Origin of the sequence: Rhodococcus sp. OAS809 (genome assembly GCF_040546695.1) — a bacterium.
Taxonomy (GTDB): Bacteria; Actinomycetota; Actinomycetes; order Mycobacteriales; family Mycobacteriaceae; genus Rhodococcus_F; species Rhodococcus_F qingshengii.
Genome location: NZ_JBEPOI010000002.1, coordinates 1,184,326 through 1,202,167 on the forward strand (window position 1 = coordinate 1,184,326; position 17,842 = coordinate 1,202,167).

A 17,842-nucleotide genomic window follows, 5' to 3' on the forward strand; every position below is an offset into this window, starting at 1 on the left:
AGCGCGTACTCATGGCCGTTCTCACTCCGGCCGGCGAGGTTTCGCTTCTCTCGCATCCTGCCGACCTGCACGCGAATTGTCTCAGAAATGTGCGACACGTCGGCGCCATGGTTGGGCAACCGGGTGTGTCGTCAGGGATGCTGGAGACATCATGAGTGAAGCGCGAGGCGAGAAGTCGAGCGGAAGTGATCTGCACCACCGCAGATGGCATCCGCTACGCCGCACCGGGCAGTTGATCGGTCGAACCCTGAGCAAGGCCTGGGACGATTCCATCTTCGGAAAGGCGGCTACGGCCGCGTTCTGGCAAACGCTGTCGCTTGCTCCCCTGCTGCTCGGCCTTCTGGGAATGATCGGCTACATCGGTGGGTGGTTCGGACCCAACACCGTCGAGATCATCGAATCCAAGATCGTCACGTTCAGCGGAACGATCTTCAGCGAAAGCGTCGTCGACCAGATCATCCGCCCGACGGTGACGGACGTCCTTCAGCGCGGACGCCCGGAGATCATCTCGGTGGGCTTCCTGCTCTCCCTGTGGGCGGGATCATCGGCGATCAGTACGTTCGTCGACTCGATCGTGGAAGCACACGGGCAGCAGGATGCCCGCAATCCCATCTGGCAGCGCATCTTCGCCCTGCTGCTCTACGTGATGTTCCTGGTGATGGCGGTGTTCATCCTGCCGCTGGTAGCTCTGGGGCCGACGCTCGTCGGGCGAGCACTGCCGGCCTCCTGGTACGTGGTCGGATCGAATCTGGTCGACACGTTCTACTACCCTGCTGTCGGTCTGCTGGTGATCATCGGCCTCACGACGCTCTACAAAGTCGCTCTGCCGAAGTCGCTGCCGTGGCATCGGCTGCTCGCGGGCGCCCTGGTCGCCGGTGTGTTCTTCATGGCCGCCAGCACCGGATTGCGTTGGTACCTGGGATTCGTCACCAGCACCGGCTACACGTACGGCGCACTGGCAACGCCGATCGCGTTTCTGCTCTTCACGTTCTTCCTCGGTTTTGCCGTCGTGCTCGGCGCCGAGTTCAACGCGACGGTTCAGGAGTTCTGGCCCGCTCGTGCCACTCGGATGGAGCAGATGCGAGAGTGGCTTGCGGCTCAGAACACCGACGAAAAGACCGGTCCGGTCACCAATCTGACCTGGCACCTGGCCACCAGGCCCGATCCGCATCTCGGGCGACAAAGCGGACCCGGCCACGGTCCCCTCGTACGGGCGGCCCCGCAGCAGACAAACCGAGAGCAGACAATCGGAGTCGCGCCAGAACTCGTGCGTCGACCAAGATCCCTGCGATGAACCGCACGCAGACGCGAAGAGCCCGGCGGCCGACTGCGTCGAGGCTGTCGATCCGCCGAGCTCCGGAAGTACTCCCGCTCGCCTGACCCGAGGTCAGTCGCCCTTACGGAGTCCTTCGTAAATCTTCTTGCAGTCCGGGCACACCGGTGATCCCGGCTTGGCGGACTTCGTCACGGGAAACACCTCACCGCACAGCGCGACGACATGGGTTCCCATGACGGCGCTCTCGGCGATCTTGTTCTTCTTCACGTAGTGGAAGAACTTCGGGGTGTCGTCGTCGGTCGTTTCGTCGGTGGAGACGTCGGGACGTTCCTTGGTTTGAGTGCTCACCCCTCCAATAATGCCGTCTCCGTCACAGCGGTGCGACCCACGGGTCGTGTGCAATTGTCGGCCGAGAGTGGAACAGTGGAGTCATGGCACGAAATGGCGCGTTCGGCAGGTCCGACGAGGCCGGGACTCCCGACAATCCCGTACTGATCACCGAAGCGCAGCAGTCCGTCGAAGAACAGCACAAAGCCCGAGTGCGCAAGTACATGATCATCATGTCCTTCCGGTTCCCGGCGTTGATCCTCGCGGCGATCGCGTACGGCATCTGGGCCAACGCCTGGATCTCGATGCTCATCATCGGTGCATCCATTCCGCTTCCCTGGATCGCCGTCCTGATCGCCAACGACAGACCACCGCGCACCAAGGACGAACCGAGTCGATACGACGGACGAAAGAAGACCGCAGGCGAGATCGAATCCGCGACGCACCACACCATCGAAGGCTGACAAGTTCCGCCTGCGAGAATGACAGGGTGAGAAGCGAAACGCTCCTGTCCATCACCCCTGCGCTGCGTGAGGCTCTGCTTCGCAATCGATTCGACACCGGAACCATGCTCGAGGCGTTGGGTCCCGAAGTTCACGCTGCTCTCGGTCGAAGTGAGCCGGTGCCCGTGCGCCGCGCCACCCGAGAACTCGGGGACCTGGGCGTTCTCATCAGACTGTTCCTTCTCGCCGATGACTGCCCGGCGGGCGACGTCGCCGCGGCGCTGGCTCCGCTGACAATCGCGCAGTGCGTCGACGCCGGTCTGCTCGAAGGTGAGAACTTCGACAGTGAGAATCCGCTCGTGCGGGCCGCGGTGGATCTTCGCCCCATCGACGTCGGCGACGGCGATCGTTGGGTGATCTCGGATCTCGACGGCGGAATCCGTCCCAAGAAGGCCACGGCCGATCATGTGCTGGGCGTCGGGCATGCGTCACTGTCCTTGCTGCAGGCCACGCCCACCGCGAGGGTCGGCAGCGTGCTCGACCTCGGTACCGGATGCGGCATCCAAGCCCTGCACGCGAACACGTACGCCGATTCGGTCACCGCAACCGACATCAATCAACGTGCTGTCGACCTCACGGCAGCAACCATGGCCCTCAACGGACTGGACGTCGAACTCCTTCAAGGGTCCTGGTTCGAACCCGTCGAGGGTCGAACCTTCGACCAGGTGGTCGCCAATCCGCCGTTTGTCGTCGGCGAGGCACGCGTCCATCACACGTACCGCGATTCCGGCCTCGATCTCGACGGTGCGAGCGAATTGATGATCTCGCAATCGATCGACTACCTGAACCCCGGCGGCACGGCAGCTCTGTTGGCGTCCTGGGTGCACGTCGAAGGGCAGGACTGGCGGTCGCGGATCGCGTCATGGCTGCCGGCCCACGGCGTCGATGCCTGGGTGGTCCAGCGCGATGTCGCGGATCCGGCTCTGTACGTCGGTACGTGGCTCAAGGACGGCGGGCAGGATCCGCGAGATCCTGAAACGGCATCGAGAGCAAACGCCTGGCTGGATCACCTCGAAGAATCCGACGTCGAGGGCGTCGGCTTCGGTTTCGTGTTCCTTCGCCGCACCGACTCCCCCACCGACCTGATGGCCGAGGACCTCATGCACGGCTTCTCGGACCCGCTCGGGGCCGAGGCGCTCGCTTACTTCGACCGTCTTGCCTGGTTGCGTGAACACGACGTCCTCGAGGAACGCTTCGTCCTCGATCCGGACACGGCTCTCGAACGCGTCTACCTCCCCGGTGACGAGGGATGGCAACAAGTGGTCACGCGTGTGCACCGCGGCAACGGACCGCACTGGCAGCACGAGATCGACGAGCTCGGTGCTGCGCTGTTGGCCGGACTCCGAGCGGATGGACTGGTGGTCGACGAATTGATCGAACTTCTTGCCGCGGCGAACGGCGAAGACCCGGACCAGCTACGTGAGGCCGTCGTCACAATGATGGTCTCGCTGGTTCGACACGGGTTGGTGCTTCCCGTCACGAACTGAGTTCCCGGTGAGTTGCAGATTTTTGTGTTCTCAGCAACTTCTCAGGACGACTGGGAAATAACTGCAGGTCACGGCGATTTAGCGGAAATCGGCACGGGAACTTTCCCGGAACTCTCACACGTTGAACTGTGTGAGAGACCGCCGATAGGGAGGCAAGTCATGACAAGCCCCAGCACCACTACTCGCATTCGTCCGAGCGCCGCAGATCTGGACGCCCAGAGCCCGGCCGCAGACCTGGTCCGCGTCTACCTGAACGGGATCGGTCGTACCGCACTGCTGACAGCAGCAGACGAGGTCGAACTGGCGAAGCGAATCGAAGCGGGGCTGTACGCCAGCCACGTCCTTGCCACGGGAAAGCGCCTGACAGTCGCCAAGAAGAGGGATCTCGCAACGATCGTTCGCGAGGGACAGTCGGCACGTAGCCACCTCCTGGAAGCGAACCTGCGACTCGTCGTGTCGCTGGCCAAGCGCTACACCGGCCGCGGCATGCCGCTCCTCGATCTGATTCAAGAAGGCAACCTCGGACTCATCCGTGCAATGGAGAAGTTCGACTACGCCAAGGGCTTCAAGTTCTCGACGTACGCCACCTGGTGGATCCGTCAGGCAATCACCCGCGGAATGGCTGATCAGAGCCGCACCATCCGGCTCCCAGTCCACCTCGTGGAGCAGGTCAACAAGCTCGCCCGCATCAAGCGCGAACTGCACCAGCAGCTCGGGCGAGAAGCCACGGACGACGAGTTGGCCGAAGAGTCGGGCATCCCGGCGCACAAGATTGCCGACCTGCTCGACCACAGCCGCGACCCGGTAAGCCTGGACATGCCTGTGGGCAACGACGAAGAAGCGCCCTTGGGCGATTTCATCGAAGATTCCGAGGCGACCTCGGCCGAGAACGCCGTCATCGCCGGTCTGCTGCACAGCGATGTGCGCAGCGTGCTCGGGACGCTCGACGAGCGGGAGCAGCAGGTCATCCGACTTCGCTACGGTCTCGACGACGGCCAGCCCCGCACCCTCGATCAGATCGGCAAGCTCTTCGGCCTCTCGCGTGAGCGGGTTCGTCAGATCGAGCGTGAGGTCATGGGCAAGCTCCGCGTCGGCGATCGCGCCGAGAAACTGCGGTCCTACGCGAGCTGATCAAACAACACAGCACGTGCGTCAGCGCGCCACACCACTCGCGCTGACGCACCGCACAAAGCACCGGCCACCGCTACTTCCCTCCCCCTCGGGAATGTGCGGTGGCCGGTGTTGTTCGCTGTGTCTACCGCAGCCGCCTGGGCCCCAGGTCGATTGCGCTCGGCTCAGGTCCGATTCGGACACGTGAATCGGTGATCTCCGCGCCGGTAGCCGAAGCGAGTACCGGCTCACAGGCCAGTTCGCGGACTTCGGGAATGTCGTCGGCCAGCGCCGAGATGCGCTGGACCAGATCAACCAACGCACCCTTGTTGACCGGAACGGCGTTGCGGTATCCGGAGAGAAGCGGCGCGGCCTTGGGCGCGTCGATCAATTCCGTAGCAGCGTCCTCGGTGAGAGGCAGTACGCGATAGGCACGGTCACCGAGGAGATCGGAGATCACACCGGCAAGCCCGAACGAGATCAGCGAACCGAACGACGGGTCGTCTTGGACACCAATCACACATCCGATGCCCTTGGTTGCCATTTTCTGCACGTGCAGCAGCGGTTCACCCGACGCTGCCGCAAGATCTCGGTAAGCGAGGCGCACCGATTCCGGTCCACTCAGATCCAGCCTGACGCCGCCCAGATCCGGTCGGTGTCGCCACATTTCGCCGGTTGCCTTGACCGCGACCGGGTAGCCGACAGCATCCGCTGCCTCTACTGCTTCGTCTTCGCTCAGGACCGAACGGAATTCGACGACGGCGACCCCGTAACACTCGAGCAGCGCCGCCGCTTCCACATCTGAAAGCCAACGGCCAGGAGAGTTTTCAAGCCAATCTGCCACCATCTTCTGGGCTCGCTCGGAGTCGATACCCACGGGTCGAACCACCTTCGACGCAGGCTTGCTGCGCCACTCCGCATATCGCCAAGCCCTCGCCAACGCCAGGGCGGCACGCTCCGGCCCCGGGTAGGACGGCACCGAACCGCGGGTCGGGTTACCGACTTCGTCACGAACCGCCAGGACGTCCGGCACACCCTCAGCTGCGAGGAACGTGGTGAGAATCGGCTTGTCCGAGCCTGCGACGGCGTCCTTGAGTGCTTTCGCGAACGGCTCGACCGGAATGGCGACCGGAGGAACGAAGACGGCAATGACGGCATCGACGTCGAACGACGCCAAAGCGTCGCGCACGGCAGTGGCGAACAGTTCCGGACTCGCCTGAGCGCCGAGGTCGACCGGGTCGCTGACCTGCAGACCTTCACTGCGGGCCGCGTCCGCAGCGAGGACACCGAGCGCGGTCGAGTTGCCGATGACCGCAAGCCGGGGGCCGGCGGGCAACGGTTGGTATCCGAAGAGCAAGGCGCAGTCGAACAATTGTGAAATGGACCCGACCTGAATGACGCCCGCCTGTTCGAAGAGGGCGCGGACGATCGAATCGTCGATCTCGACTCCGGTGGCGGCGAGCACCGGCGGAACCGCGTGCCGACCGCTCTTCACCGCGACGATCGGCTTCTTCCGCGCAACTCGACGCGCGATGCGAGAGAACTTCCGTGGGTTGCCGAAGCTCTCCAGATAGAGAAGGACCACTTCGGTGGACTGGTCGGAATCCCAGTACTGCAGAAGGTCGTTACCCGAGACGTCCGCACGGTTACCGGCGGAAACGAAGGCGGACAATCCGATTCGGCTGCGAGCGGCTTCGTCGAGAATGGCGATACCGAGCGCGCCGGACTGACAGAAGAAGCCGACGTTGCCTGCCACCGGCAAGACCGGCGCGAGCGTCGCATTCAACGAAATCGCCGGGTCGTTGTTCGCGACACCCAGCGCATTCGGGCCGATGAGGCGCATACCGTGAGCGCGCGCTGCATGGACCAGTTTGCGTTCGGACGAGCGCCCGTCCGGACCACTCTCACTGAAGCCCGACGAGACGACCACCAGCGCTTTGACGCCCTTGTCGAGGCAGTCGTCGAGTACCGAATTGATCGATTCTGCAGGTACAGCCACGACGGCGAGATCGACGTCGTCGGGGATGTCACGAACCGTCGGATATGCCCGAACGCCGTGTACCGAACGATGCTCCGCGTTGACGGGATAGACCGGTCCGGTGAATCCGCCGCGCAGCAGGTTGGTCAACACCGCGTTACCCACTTTGGCCGGGTCCGCTGATGCGCCGATCACCGCCACCGATCGCGGGCTGAGCACGTTTCCCATGCTGCGGGCCTCAGCTGCCCGCTCACGTGAATTGCGTACTGAAACAAGCGCTTCCGTCGGGTCGATCGCGAATTCGAGTCTCAGCACGCCACCGTCGAAAGAGCGGCTCACCTGATACCCCGCCTCACGGAACACCGTCACCATGTTGCGGTTCTCGGAGAGGACCTCGGCGACGAACATCGTCAGACCGTTCTCGGCCGCTGCCGCTGCCAGGTACTCGAGCAGGATCGGGCCGAGGCCGCGCCCCTGGTGTGCGTCGGCGACGACGAAGGCGACCTCGGCAGACTTTCCGTCACCGACGTCGAGCAGTCGCTCGTATCGACCCACCGCGATGATCTCGTCGCCGAGCATCATCACGAACGCCACACGGTTGTGGTGGTCGACCGTCGTGAAGTTCTTGACGTCGCGCGCCGACATCGTGGGGTACGGGCCGAAGTAGCGCAGATACCGGGTGCGCTCGGAGAGTTTGCCGTGGAATTCGACGAGCTTGTCCGCGTCTTCGGGAACGATGGGTCGCAACGCCACCGCTCCGCCGTCGGAGGCGAGAACATCGACTACCCAGGAATGGGGATAGGTGTGAGCGGGGTCGGTCTTCGGCGCCTGGCCGCTCGCCTCGCCGCCGGCAGCTTCGGTATCGGACTGTTCAGTCACGGGGATCCTCCGGGTCGAGTCCGAGTAGCGGGAACGAAGCGCGACGTGTCGCGATGATCGCCGAGTCGATACGGGTGAGTGCACGGTCCACCGAGGCGACACCTGTCTCCGGTGTACCACCCGGGCCGTCCCACGGCGTGTAAGCGACATCGCCGCCGTCCCCCATGGTCGGCGGGAGGTCGACGCTCGGCGCTCGCAGCTTCGTCGATTCCTTCCAGTCTTCCGGGACAGCGGTGTCGACGTCGATCTCGCGATCGAGCGCTGCAGCGATCAAGTGAGTCCATGCCCTCGGCACGACGCGCACCAGTCCGTATCCCCCGCCTCCGACTGCCAGCCACCGCCCCTCGGAGTAGCGGTCGGCGAGGTCACGCATCGCCAAAAACGCGGCGCGCTGACCGTCGACGGTGAGGGCGAGATCCGCGAGCGGGTCCTCGCGGTGCGAGTCGACTCCGCACTGGCTGATGATGATCTGCGGGCGGAAGGCTGCAATGGCTCCCGGGACGACGGCGTGAAATGCACGCAGCCACAACGCGTCGACGGTTCCGGGCAGCACCGGGATGTTCACCGCCGTACCTTCGGCGGCCCCGTCGCCGACCTCGCTCGACCATCCGGTGTTCGGCCACAAAGTTGCCGGGTGCTGATGCAGCGAGACCGTGAGCACCCGCGGGTCCCCGAGGAACGCATGTTGCACTCCGTCGCCGTGGTGAGCGTCGACGTCGATGTAGGCGATGCGGTCGTAGCCGTTGTCGAGCAGCCACGAAATCGCAACCGCCGCATCGTTGTAGACGCAGAATCCAGAGGCCCAATCCGCCATCGCGTGGTGCATGCCGCCGCCGATGCTGACCGCGCGCCTCGTACGTCCCGAAGCGATTTCCTGCGCTGCGGCCAGCGAGCCGCCGGCGAGGATCGCACTGGCTTCGTGCATGTGCGGGAAGACCGGGTTGTCCTCGGTACCGAGCCCGTGGGGAACATCCTGGCCGCTCACACCGTTGTTCGCAGAGTTACCCGCGTCTTTGACCGCTGCAAGATATGCCGGTGTGTGGATTCTGAGGAGGTCGGCATCGGACGCGGCACTCGGTTCGAGAAATTCGATGCCCTCGAGAAGTCCGAGGCTTCGCGAGAGTGCCATCGTGAGATCGAGGCGAGTGGGATTCATCGGGTGATCGGCGCTCCACCGATAGCTCAGGTACTCCGGACTCCACACCACGACTCGATTCGCTCGAGACGCCGCGGGGTCCCCGTCAGATCTGATCGACGCGGTCATGGGATCACGCTACTTCCTTCTCGTTTCGTGCTGCACACCACACTCGTGGCCCGCTTCGGAGACCGAGATCGAGTGACACGAATCCAATTCGGACACGCGCTGGACTCGCCGCGGTGGAGGCGGCACCGGAACCACGAACTGAACGGTAGAATGATCAACTGACGAAGGGGTTGAGTGTGAAGGATCTAGTCGACACCACGGAGATGTATCTCCGGACGATCTACGACTTGGAAGAAGAGGGCGTAGTCCCACTCCGGGCGCGGATCGCCGAACGGCTCGAACAGAGCGGACCCACCGTCAGCCAGACTGTTGCGCGTATGGAGCGTGACGGCTTGCTGATGGTCGCCGGCGATCGACATCTGGAACTCACCGACAAGGGTCGCGATCTCGCGATCTCTGTCATGCGTAAGCACCGGTTGGCAGAGCGCCTGCTGGTGGACGTCATCGGTCTCAAATGGGAAGACGTACATGCCGAGGCATGCCGTTGGGAGCACGTGATGAGCGAGGAGGTCGAGCGTCGGCTCGTCGTCGTTCTGAACAACCCCACGACGTCGCCCTACGGCAACCCGATTCCGGGCTTGGACCAGTTGGGACTCGACGGCCCGGTTGCCACCACCGAAACATTGGTGCGCCTGACCGATATTCCGCACGGCGCACAGACAGCTGTGGTCGTTCGGCGACTGGCCGAGCACGTGCAGTCCGATCCCGAGGTGATCGCGCAGCTGCGTGACGCCGGCGTCGTTCCCGACGCCAGGGTGACGGTCGAAACCCGTCCGGGCTCGGTGACGATCATCGTGCCGGGTCACAGCGGGTTCGACCTGTCCGAGGAAATGGCTCACGCCGTTCAGGTCAAGCAGGTCTGAGGAAGTAGATGAAACTCCTGGTCACCGGCGGCGCCGGTTACGTCGGCAGTGTGTGCAGCACTGTGTTGCTCGAGCGTGGACACGAGGTTGTCGTCATCGACGACCTCTCCACCGGAAATGCCGACGCGGTGCCTGCCGGTGCCGAGTTCATCGAAGGAGACGTGGGAGCGCTTGCTGCCGACGTCCTCGGCAGTGCGGGTTCACCGGTTTTCGACGGTGTGCTTCACTTCGCGGCGCAGTCGCTGGTCGGCGAATCGGTGCTGCACCCCGAAAAGTACTGGCGCGGAAACGTCGTCACGACCATCGAGTTGCTCGAGGCGATCCGTGTCTCCGGTACTCCGCGCCTCGTGTTCTCGTCCACCGCCGCAACGTACGGCGAACCGGAGCAGTCCCCGATCGTGGAGACCGCTCCGACCCGCCCCACCAATCCGTACGGCGCGACCAAGCTCGCGATCGATCATGCGATCACCTCGTACTCGATCGCTCACGGCCTCGGTGCGACGAGCTTGCGCTACTTCAACGTCGCGGGCGCGTACAAGTCCGCCGGTGAGAACCGGGTGATCGAAACCCACCTGATTCCGCTCGTCCTTCAGGTCGCACTCGAGCAGCGGGACAAGATCTCGGTCTTCGGAACCGACTGGCCCACGCCGGACGGAACCGCGGTACGCGACTACATCCACGTGCTGGACCTCGCCGAAGCACATCTACTGGCGCTCGAATCCTCGGTTCCCGGCGAGCACCGCATCTACAACCTCGGAAGCGGTGCCGGCTTCAGCGTGCGCGAGGTGATCGCCGCCTGTGCTCGGGTCACCGGCCTGCCGATCAACGTCGAGGACGCGTCACGACGGCTGGGTGATCCGGCAGTACTGATCGCATCGAGCGACAAGGCGATTGCCGAGCTCGGTTGGACGCCCACGCGTACCGATCTCGACGTCATCGTCGCCGACGCATGGCAGTTCCTCCAGGATCTGGGCGACCGCTCACACGCTGCTCGCTAGCTTCCATTCGGCAGTGCCGGCGGCAAGCCGGTGATTCCGAGCGATTCCCCGATGGACAATCCGACGGCCGCGAGGTCACGGATTCCGTCGGGGCGCATACCGGATTGCAGCGATAGATCCAGCAATCCCGCCAAGGTGTGTTCCGAATCGGCCGACAGCGCGGCCGACAGCGCAACACCTGCCAGAGGTCCGTCGCCACGCACGTATGCAAAGAAGCCGAGAAGTGTTGCCGGCCAAGCTCGTTCGGGCAACGGGACTTCATGGGTGAGCACGAGCCACAATTGCTCAGCATGTGCCGCAACGGACGTGATCGCCAATCCCAGCACCACGTCGCGCACGCGTACGTCCGTCAATGCGACCACCAGATCGGCGCATTCCTGCGGGTCAGGGCGGTGAGCGCCTGCCTCGACACGGCGGACGTGTTCCAACACCAGATCGATCCGGCACTGAACTGCGGTTTCACCGCTCGGTCCCCCACTGTGCGCGCTCGACTCTCGTCGGCTCGCGATCAGTCGGGCAATCGTGTCGTGATTGCGAGCGGCGCCGTGTACCCACCGGACCAGTTCCTCACGCGAACGGCGAATGACCCTCCCGCCCAACACCTGTGCTGCTGCAACCGACGAAGATGCCGGGTCTGGCAGGGTGCCGCGGTGAATCGAACGCATGACGCTCGTCCACGGCTGGCCAGATTCTATTGCGGCCGTGCACAATACGTCGGCCAGCTCGACGCAGGTTCCGCCGAGCATGTCTTCGAATACCTCGGCCAGCTCGATGGTTTCATCGATCAGAGTTTCAGCTGCCGAGCAATCGGTGATCACCACGAGAACGACCGCACGCGCGCCTTCCCCGTCACAGACGGCGGCGAACTGGCGCAGCGCCGCGCTCATCTGCCTCGCGGGCTTTCCCCTGACACTGGGAAAGTAGTCGTGCCGCATCACTGGTCCGAGCGTCGAGGCGGAGGCGCCCATCAGAGACAGCGCAACCACAGAGTTGGACGGATGGAAGCCCAGGAGTGCGGGTATTGCCGCGATCAATTCGCCTGGATCGGAGACGCGTTCGACGCATCCGAGAAGGGCGGCAAGGTCGTCGTCGGAGAATTCGAATTCTCCCGGAAGAGGTGATGTCGTCATGCACACACCGTCGCTGATCACCCTGACCCGGCCGTCTGCTCGACCAGGGAAAACAGCTGCGTCCAAGTCGTCTGTGGATTACCGCATTTGTTGGGGACCAAGTACCGCGCCGCACCGAGCAGTTCCGCTACTTGTCGGACCTGTGTGCTGCGAAATCACTTGCCTGCTTTGACCTTCTGTACGGCTGCGGTGAACGCTTGATCCAGCGGTGCCGTCGAGGGCGTCGCAGAACCGAACGTCATCAGTGTTGTCGCCACCCGTACGTCGCCGACCTGCGCGATCAAGGTCAGCATCGTCTGATCACCGGCTGTGGCCTTGGGGGACACGACAGTGCGGCGAAGTGACATCGTCTTGTCGGCATCGATCGGCGACGGCGGAAGAATTTCCGTCGTCACTGTCGTAGTGACGCCGTTCGCAGTGACAGTCATGGACGGGCACTGCCGAGTTTGCGCTTCCAACTCGTCCAGTGGTGCATCGACCTTCGTGAGTTCGACCGAAATCGTTGCCCTCGTCGCGTTGTCGGTCCCGACCGCCATCACGGTCCCGTTCGGACCGTAATCCTGTTCCGGTGGCTCACATTCGGACGGATCGACGGTGGCACCGCGCGGGACGCCTACTAGATCCGGTGCTGCCATCGGAACGGCTTGCGGGGGCAGCACAACAGCGCCGAAGGGCTCGGGGAATTCCTCGGGAGTGAGCAGCAGTTCGGACAGCGGTGCCGCCGTTTTCGGAGAGGTGGATTTCGGCGTCGAGGATTTGGGTGCAGCCGTCGTACTCGGCGCCGCCGTGCCGCTGTCGGTCGCACCGGCAGTCGCCGGCGCGGAGTCCGGAACGGGTGCTCCTTGGACCGACCCGGAGCAGCCCGCGAGTAGTGCAACGACGGCCACCGCAGCAAGTGAGCATGCGGCCACTCGCCTGGACGATCGTGGACACACCCGCATGTAAGCCTCCGCACTCGACCGATACCGACAATCGACCAATCCATTTCGGACAAATCGGCCGTGCCGACCTTGTGTTCCACTCTGCCATGTCCGAAGCCGCGCACCCGACATCTAGCGAACGCCCAGGCCAAGTGTCGAAAGATACCGCTCGGCTTCGCTCTCGGCGAACGCCCGTCTCGTCGGATCGGGAATGATCGGTCACCGACTCGGTGTTCTTACCGATGAACGTCTGATCCAGTGCTGTCGGGCACCTGACTCCGATGCTGTCGCGCGTGCGCCGATAGTGGACACTTGAGATCAAGACCGAAGAGCGAAGGGGACTGCGATGGACGAACAGTCGAGGATGTACGAGCTGGAATTTCCGGCGCCCCAGTTGGCGGCTGCCGACGGCCAGGGACCGATCCTGATTCACGGACTCGAGGGTTACTCCGACGCCGGTCACGCCGTGAAGTTGGCGACGACACATCTGCGCGAAAGCCTCGAGACCGAGCTTGTCGCGTCGTTTGCTGTCGACGAGCTGATCGACTACCGCTCGCGTCGACCGACGATGACGTTCAAGGCCGATCATTTCTCCGATTACGACGCTCCGGCGCTCAATCTGTACGCACTGCGCGATACAGCCGGCACGCCGTTCCTGCTGCTTGCCGGGATGGAACCGGACCTCAAGTGGGAGCGGTTCACCACAGCCGTTCGACTGTTGTCCGAACAGTTGGGAGTGCGTCGAACCATCGGGCTCAACGCCATTCCGATGGCAATCCCGCACACCCGACCGCTGGGTGTGACAGCACATTCGACCAACAAGGACCTGATCCAGGACCATCAGCGTTGGTCAGGTGAACTGCAGGTTCCCGGCAGCGCATCATCACTGCTCGAGCTTCGTATGTCTCAGCACGGGCACGAGGCGATGGGCTTTTCGGTGCATGTCCCCCACTACCTCGCGCAAACGGACTACCCGGGCGCCGCAGAAACTTTGCTCGAAAACGTTTCCGAGGTTTCGGATCTGGAGTTGCCCTTGGTTGCGCTGGGTGAGGCCGCGGCGCGCGTTCGGGAACAGGTTAACGAGCACATAGCCGGGAACGAAGAAGTTCAGACTGTAGTCCACGCTTTGGAGCGTCAATACGACACTTTTGTCGCCGCTCAGGAACAACAGTCGTCCCTTCTGGCCGGCGAGGCCGACCTTCCCAGCGGTGACGAGATCGGCGCAGAGTTCGAAAAGTTCCTGGCCGAACAGGCAGGAAATGACGACTTCGGCTCAGCTGGAGACCTCGATCGAGGCGACAACTGACGAAAATGTGACGGGCGGGGCGCATAATTCGACATTGTGCGCATTCCGCAACCCCTCCGTTACCTGGGCTGTTGTTCAGGACACATCCGTCGGATAGCCTCAAACTCTGTGTGATTTTCGTTGACGGCTCAACAACTGGAGCAGACAGTCAACGTGGTCACACTCCGAGCCAGGAGGCGACATGAGCAGACCACGGAACCGTCAGCTCCGACCGGTCCCCGACGAGGAACCGCGGATGATGTTCCGGACGATTCACGGCTACCGACGCGCATTTCGGATAGCCGGCGAGGGTCCGGCGGTACTGCTCCTGCACGGAATCGGCGACAACTCGTCGACGTGGACCGAGATCATTCCCCACCTCGCCAAGAAGTACACGGTCATCGCACCTGACCTGTTGGGTCACGGCCGTTCCGACAAGCCACGCGCGGATTACTCGGTAGCCGCGTACGCCAACGGCATGCGGGATCTTCTGTCGACGCTCGGCATCGAGCACGTCACCGTCATCGGGCACTCGCTCGGCGGCGGCGTAGCGATGCAGTTCTCCTACCAATTCCCACACATGGTGGATCGCCTCGTGCTGGTCTCGGCCGGTGGCGTCACCAAGGACGTCCATCCGCTGCTGCGACTCATGTCCGTTCCGGTGGTCAACGAGGTGGTAAAGCTGCTCCGGATACCTGGTGCGATGCCGCTCGTCCGGATGGCCGGGAACCTTGCCGGCGTAGTTCACGGTTCAAATCTGCGTCCCGGCACCATGTTGCACGACACACCGGACCTGATTCGCGTGCTCGCTGATCTCCCCGACCCCACTGCCTACGAGGCCTACCTTCGTACGCTGCGGGCCGTCGTGGACTGGCGCGGACAGGTCGTCACGATGCTCGACCGCTGTTATCTGACCGAGAATCTGCCGGTTCAACTGATCTGGGGCGACGACGACTCCGTCATTCCCGTCTCCCACGCTCATCTCGCGCACGCGGCGATGCCGAACTCACGCCTCGAAGTCTTCCGCGGCTCGGGCCACTTCCCGTTCCGCGACGATCCGATGCGTTTCCTGCAGATCGTCGAAGATTTTCTTTCCAGCACCGCACCACTCGTCTTCGACGAGGCTCGCTGGCGCCACATGCTGATCTCCGGGGTCGGCGAGAACACCATCACCGGAACGTCGTCCACCCGCATGGCGGTGCTCGACGCCATGGGCTCGGACGAGCGAAGCGCAACCTGATCCACGGTTGCGGCTAGCCTGTACGAGTGCTGCTGACGGAACTTCTCCCCGACAACGCGGATCCTGATTCCGTTTTCGACGCCTTCTCTTCGTGGACCATCGAACGAGGTTTGACGCTCTACCCGGCCCAAGAAGAGGCCGTCATGGAGTTGGTCTCGGGTGCAAACGTGATCCTTGCGACGCCGACCGGGTCAGGCAAATCGATGGTGGCGATCGGCGCGCATTTCTATGCGATGTCGCTCGGCAAGCGCACGTACTACACAGCGCCGATCAAGGCCTTGGTGAGCGAGAAGTTCTTTGCACTGTGTGAGGTCTTCGGTGCCGAGAACGTCGGCATGATGACTGGCGACGCCGCCGTGAACTCGTCGGCGCCGATCATTTGTGCGACGGCCGAAATCGTCGCGAATCTTGCACTGCGCGAGGGCCCGAACTCCGATATCGGCCAGGTCGTGATGGACGAGTTCCACTTCTACTCCGAACCCGATCGAGGTTGGGCGTGGCAGGTTCCGCTCATCGAGTTGCCGCACGCCCAGTTCCTGTTGATGTCGGCAACTCTCGGTGAAGTCGACTTCTTCTCCGAAGATCTGACGCGCCGTACCGGGAAACCCACCACCGTCGTCTCCGGCACAGAACGCCCCGTGCCGCTGATGTTCTCGTACGCGACCACGCCGGTCGGCGAAACCATCGAAGATCTGGTGACCACCAACCAGTCCCCCGTCTACATCGTGCATTTCACGCAGGCCGCCGCGCTCGAACGCGCCCAGGCATTGACGAGCGTCAACTTCTGTTCCAAAGAAGAGAAGGAAGCGATCGCCGAGGCGCTGGGTGGTTTCCGCTTCACCACCGGGTTCGGAAAAACACTCTCCCGCCTGGTCCGGCACGGCATCGGCGTTCACCATGCGGGCATGCTGCCCAAGTACCGACGGCTCATCGAAGTTCTCGCACAGGACGGGCTTCTCAAGGTGATTTGCGGTACCGACACCCTCGGCGTCGGCATCAACGTCCCGATCCGCACGGTGCTGCTCACGGGTCTGGCCAAGTACGACGGCGTCCGTACGCGGCATCTGAAAGCCCGCGAGTTCCATCAGATCGCCGGTCGCGCGGGTCGTGCAGGCTACGACACGATGGGCACCGTCGTCGTCCAGGCACCGGAACACGAAGTAGAGAATCTGCGGGCAGTCGCCAAGGCCGGCGACGATCCGAAGAAGATCAAAAAGATTCAACGCAAGAAGGCTCCCGAGGGGTTTGTGTCCTGGAGCGAAGCGACGTTCGATCGCTTGGTCGCCGCATCGCCCGAGCCGTTGGTGTCGCGATTCTCGGTCAGCAACTCGATGCTGCTCAATGTCATTGCCCGCCCGGGTAACTGCTTCGACGCGATGCGGCACCTGTTGGAGGACAACCACGAATCGCGTCCGGCGCAGCGCAAGCACATCCTCAAAGCGATCTCGCTGTATCGCGGATTGCTCAGCGCCGGCATCGTGGAACGCCTCGACGAACCCGACGAGTACGGCCGCATGGCTCGGTTGACGATGGACCTGCAACGCGACTTCGCCTTGAACCAGCCACTCTCACCGTTCGCCTTGGCGGCATTCGAACTTCTCGACGTCGAATCCGACAGTTACGCACTCGATGTCGTCTCGATCATCGAGTCGACGCTCGACGATCCGCGTCAGGTTCTGATGGCGCAGCAGCACTTCGCTCGTGGCGAAGCGGTTGCGCAGATGAAGGCCGACGGCATCGAGTACGAGGAGCGCATGGAACTCCTCGAAGAGGTTACGTGGCCGAAACCGTTGTCGGACTTGCTGTTCCCGGCTTTCGAAATGTACCGGGGTGGCCACCCGTGGATCACCGAGTTCGCCCTCTCCCCCAAGTCCGTGGTGCGCGACATGATCGAACGCGCCATGACGTTTGCCGAGTTGATCAGCCATTACGGACTCACCCGGTCCGAGGGCCTCGTCCTGCGCTACCTCGCCGACGCCTACCGCGCGCTGCGACAGACCGTCCCGGCGGAAGCGCGCACCGAGGAACTCGAAGACATCATCGAGTGGTTGGGCGAGCTGATCCGTCAGGTCGACTCGAGCCTGCTCGACGAATGGGAGTCACTCACCGACCCCGGAGCCGAGGCAGATACGGAAGAGGTTGCGTTCGGCGCCGACATTCCCCGTCCCATCTCGGCGAACCCGCGCGCATTCCGCGTCATGGTGCGCAATGCGATGTTCCGACGCATCGACCTCGCGTCGCGTCGGCAGTGGAATGAGCTGGAAAACCTCGAGGACGGTATCGACGCCGCCGAGTGGGAAGAGCAACTACTCCCGTACTTCGAGGAGTACGCAACAATCGGAACCGGGCCATCGGCGCGCGGGCCGGCGCTCTTCCAGGTCACCGAAGAGGGTGAGTTCTGGCGGGTGCGGCAGGTGCTCGAGGATCCGGAGGGCGATCACGGATGGGCACTGCTTGCCGTCGTCGACATCCCGGAATCGGATGCCGCGGGTGAAATCGTGTTCGACGAGCTGAGCGTCGTAGAAGGCTAGCGCCTGTGCGCCTTTCTGGTAGTCGGCGCTACCAAAAAGGCGCACAGGGGG

The 17,842-nt window shown here is 63.3% G+C and carries 13 protein-coding genes and 1 pseudogene; 9 read left to right on the plus strand and 5 right to left on the minus strand.

Features of this window, described 5'->3' with window-relative positions; genetic code table 11:
- Positions 1-151 precede the first annotated feature (151 nt).
- Positions 152-1,415: pseudogene (locus ABIE52_RS08420) on the plus strand (YihY/virulence factor BrkB family protein).
- On the opposite strand, the gene ABIE52_RS08425 reads toward ABIE52_RS08420, so the two are convergent.
- A complete protein-coding gene (locus ABIE52_RS08425; RefSeq protein WP_003942602.1) occupies positions 1,388-1,624 on the minus strand; it encodes a DUF3039 domain-containing protein in 237 nt (78 codons plus the stop codon). The pseudogene ABIE52_RS08420 and the gene ABIE52_RS08425 overlap by 28 nt on opposite strands.
- A gap of 83 nt (positions 1,625-1,707) precedes the next feature.
- Between ABIE52_RS08425 and ABIE52_RS08430 the strand changes: the two genes are divergently transcribed.
- The 3 genes from ABIE52_RS08430 to ABIE52_RS08440 all read left to right on the plus strand — a co-directional run bounded on the left by ABIE52_RS08430 (position 1,708) and on the right by ABIE52_RS08440 (position 4,724).
- Positions 1,708-2,067, plus strand: coding sequence for a DUF3099 domain-containing protein (locus tag ABIE52_RS08430; RefSeq protein ID WP_003942638.1), 360 nt, complete (start codon positions 1,708-1,710; stop codon positions 2,065-2,067).
- Positions 2,068-2,093: 26 nt separating this feature from the next.
- Positions 2,094-3,593 carry a DUF7782 domain-containing protein gene (locus ABIE52_RS08435; RefSeq protein ID WP_054188517.1) on the plus strand — a complete coding sequence of 500 codons (1,500 nt, stop codon included), beginning with the start codon at positions 2,094-2,096 and terminating at the stop codon, positions 3,591-3,593.
- Between the two features lie 159 nt (positions 3,594-3,752).
- On the plus strand, positions 3,753-4,724 hold the full coding sequence (locus ABIE52_RS08440; protein WP_003942639.1) for a sigma-70 family RNA polymerase sigma factor: 972 nt from the start codon (positions 3,753-3,755) through the stop codon (positions 4,722-4,724).
- Between the two features lie 124 nt (positions 4,725-4,848).
- Here ABIE52_RS08440 and ABIE52_RS08445 read toward each other — a convergent pair whose 3' ends face one another.
- Positions 4,849-7,560, minus strand: a complete 2,712-nt coding sequence (locus ABIE52_RS08445; protein WP_192712473.1) for a bifunctional acetate--CoA ligase family protein/GNAT family N-acetyltransferase — start codon at positions 7,558-7,560, stop codon at positions 4,849-4,851.
- A complete protein-coding gene (locus ABIE52_RS08450; protein WP_003942159.1) occupies positions 7,553-8,824 on the minus strand; it encodes an acetoin utilization protein AcuC in 1,272 nt (423 codons plus the stop codon). Before ABIE52_RS08450 ends, ABIE52_RS08445 begins: the two co-directional genes overlap by 8 nt.
- Positions 8,825-9,000: 176 nt before the next feature.
- Between ABIE52_RS08450 and ABIE52_RS08455 the strand changes: the two genes are divergently transcribed.
- On the plus strand, positions 9,001-9,687 hold the full coding sequence (locus ABIE52_RS08455) for an iron-dependent transcriptional repressor DtxR (RefSeq protein WP_003942150.1): 687 nt from the start codon (positions 9,001-9,003) through the stop codon (positions 9,685-9,687).
- A gap of 8 nt (positions 9,688-9,695) precedes the next feature.
- Positions 9,696-10,685 carry a UDP-glucose 4-epimerase GalE gene (gene galE, locus ABIE52_RS08460; protein ID WP_003942257.1) on the plus strand — a complete coding sequence of 330 codons (990 nt, stop codon included), beginning with the start codon at positions 9,696-9,698 and terminating at the stop codon, positions 10,683-10,685.
- On the opposite strand, the gene ABIE52_RS08465 is transcribed toward galE, so the two are convergent.
- Positions 10,682-11,815, minus strand: a complete 1,134-nt coding sequence (locus tag ABIE52_RS08465; protein ID WP_192712474.1) for a DUF4192 domain-containing protein — start codon at positions 11,813-11,815, stop codon at positions 10,682-10,684. The genes galE and ABIE52_RS08465 overlap by 4 nt on opposite strands.
- A 155-nt stretch (positions 11,816-11,970) precedes the next feature.
- On the minus strand, positions 11,971-12,726 hold the full coding sequence (locus ABIE52_RS08470; RefSeq protein WP_192712475.1) for a sensor domain-containing protein: 756 nt from the start codon (positions 12,724-12,726) through the stop codon (positions 11,971-11,973).
- Between the two features lie 355 nt (positions 12,727-13,081).
- On the opposite strand from ABIE52_RS08470, the gene ABIE52_RS08475 reads away from it, so the two are divergent.
- The 3 genes from ABIE52_RS08475 (at position 13,082) to ABIE52_RS08485 (ending at position 17,791) form a co-directional block, all read left to right on the plus strand.
- On the plus strand, positions 13,082-14,041 hold the full coding sequence (locus tag ABIE52_RS08475; protein ID WP_003942198.1) for a proteasome assembly chaperone family protein: 960 nt from the start codon (positions 13,082-13,084) through the stop codon (positions 14,039-14,041).
- A 181-nt stretch (positions 14,042-14,222) separates the two neighbouring features.
- On the plus strand, positions 14,223-15,260 hold the full coding sequence (locus tag ABIE52_RS08480; RefSeq protein ID WP_007732813.1) for an alpha/beta fold hydrolase: 1,038 nt from the start codon (positions 14,223-14,225) through the stop codon (positions 15,258-15,260).
- 26 nt (positions 15,261-15,286) lie between these two features.
- Positions 15,287-17,791, plus strand: coding sequence for a DEAD/DEAH box helicase (locus tag ABIE52_RS08485; RefSeq protein WP_065455676.1), 2,505 nt, complete (start codon positions 15,287-15,289; stop codon positions 17,789-17,791).
- The last annotated feature ends 51 nt before the right edge of the window (positions 17,792-17,842 follow it).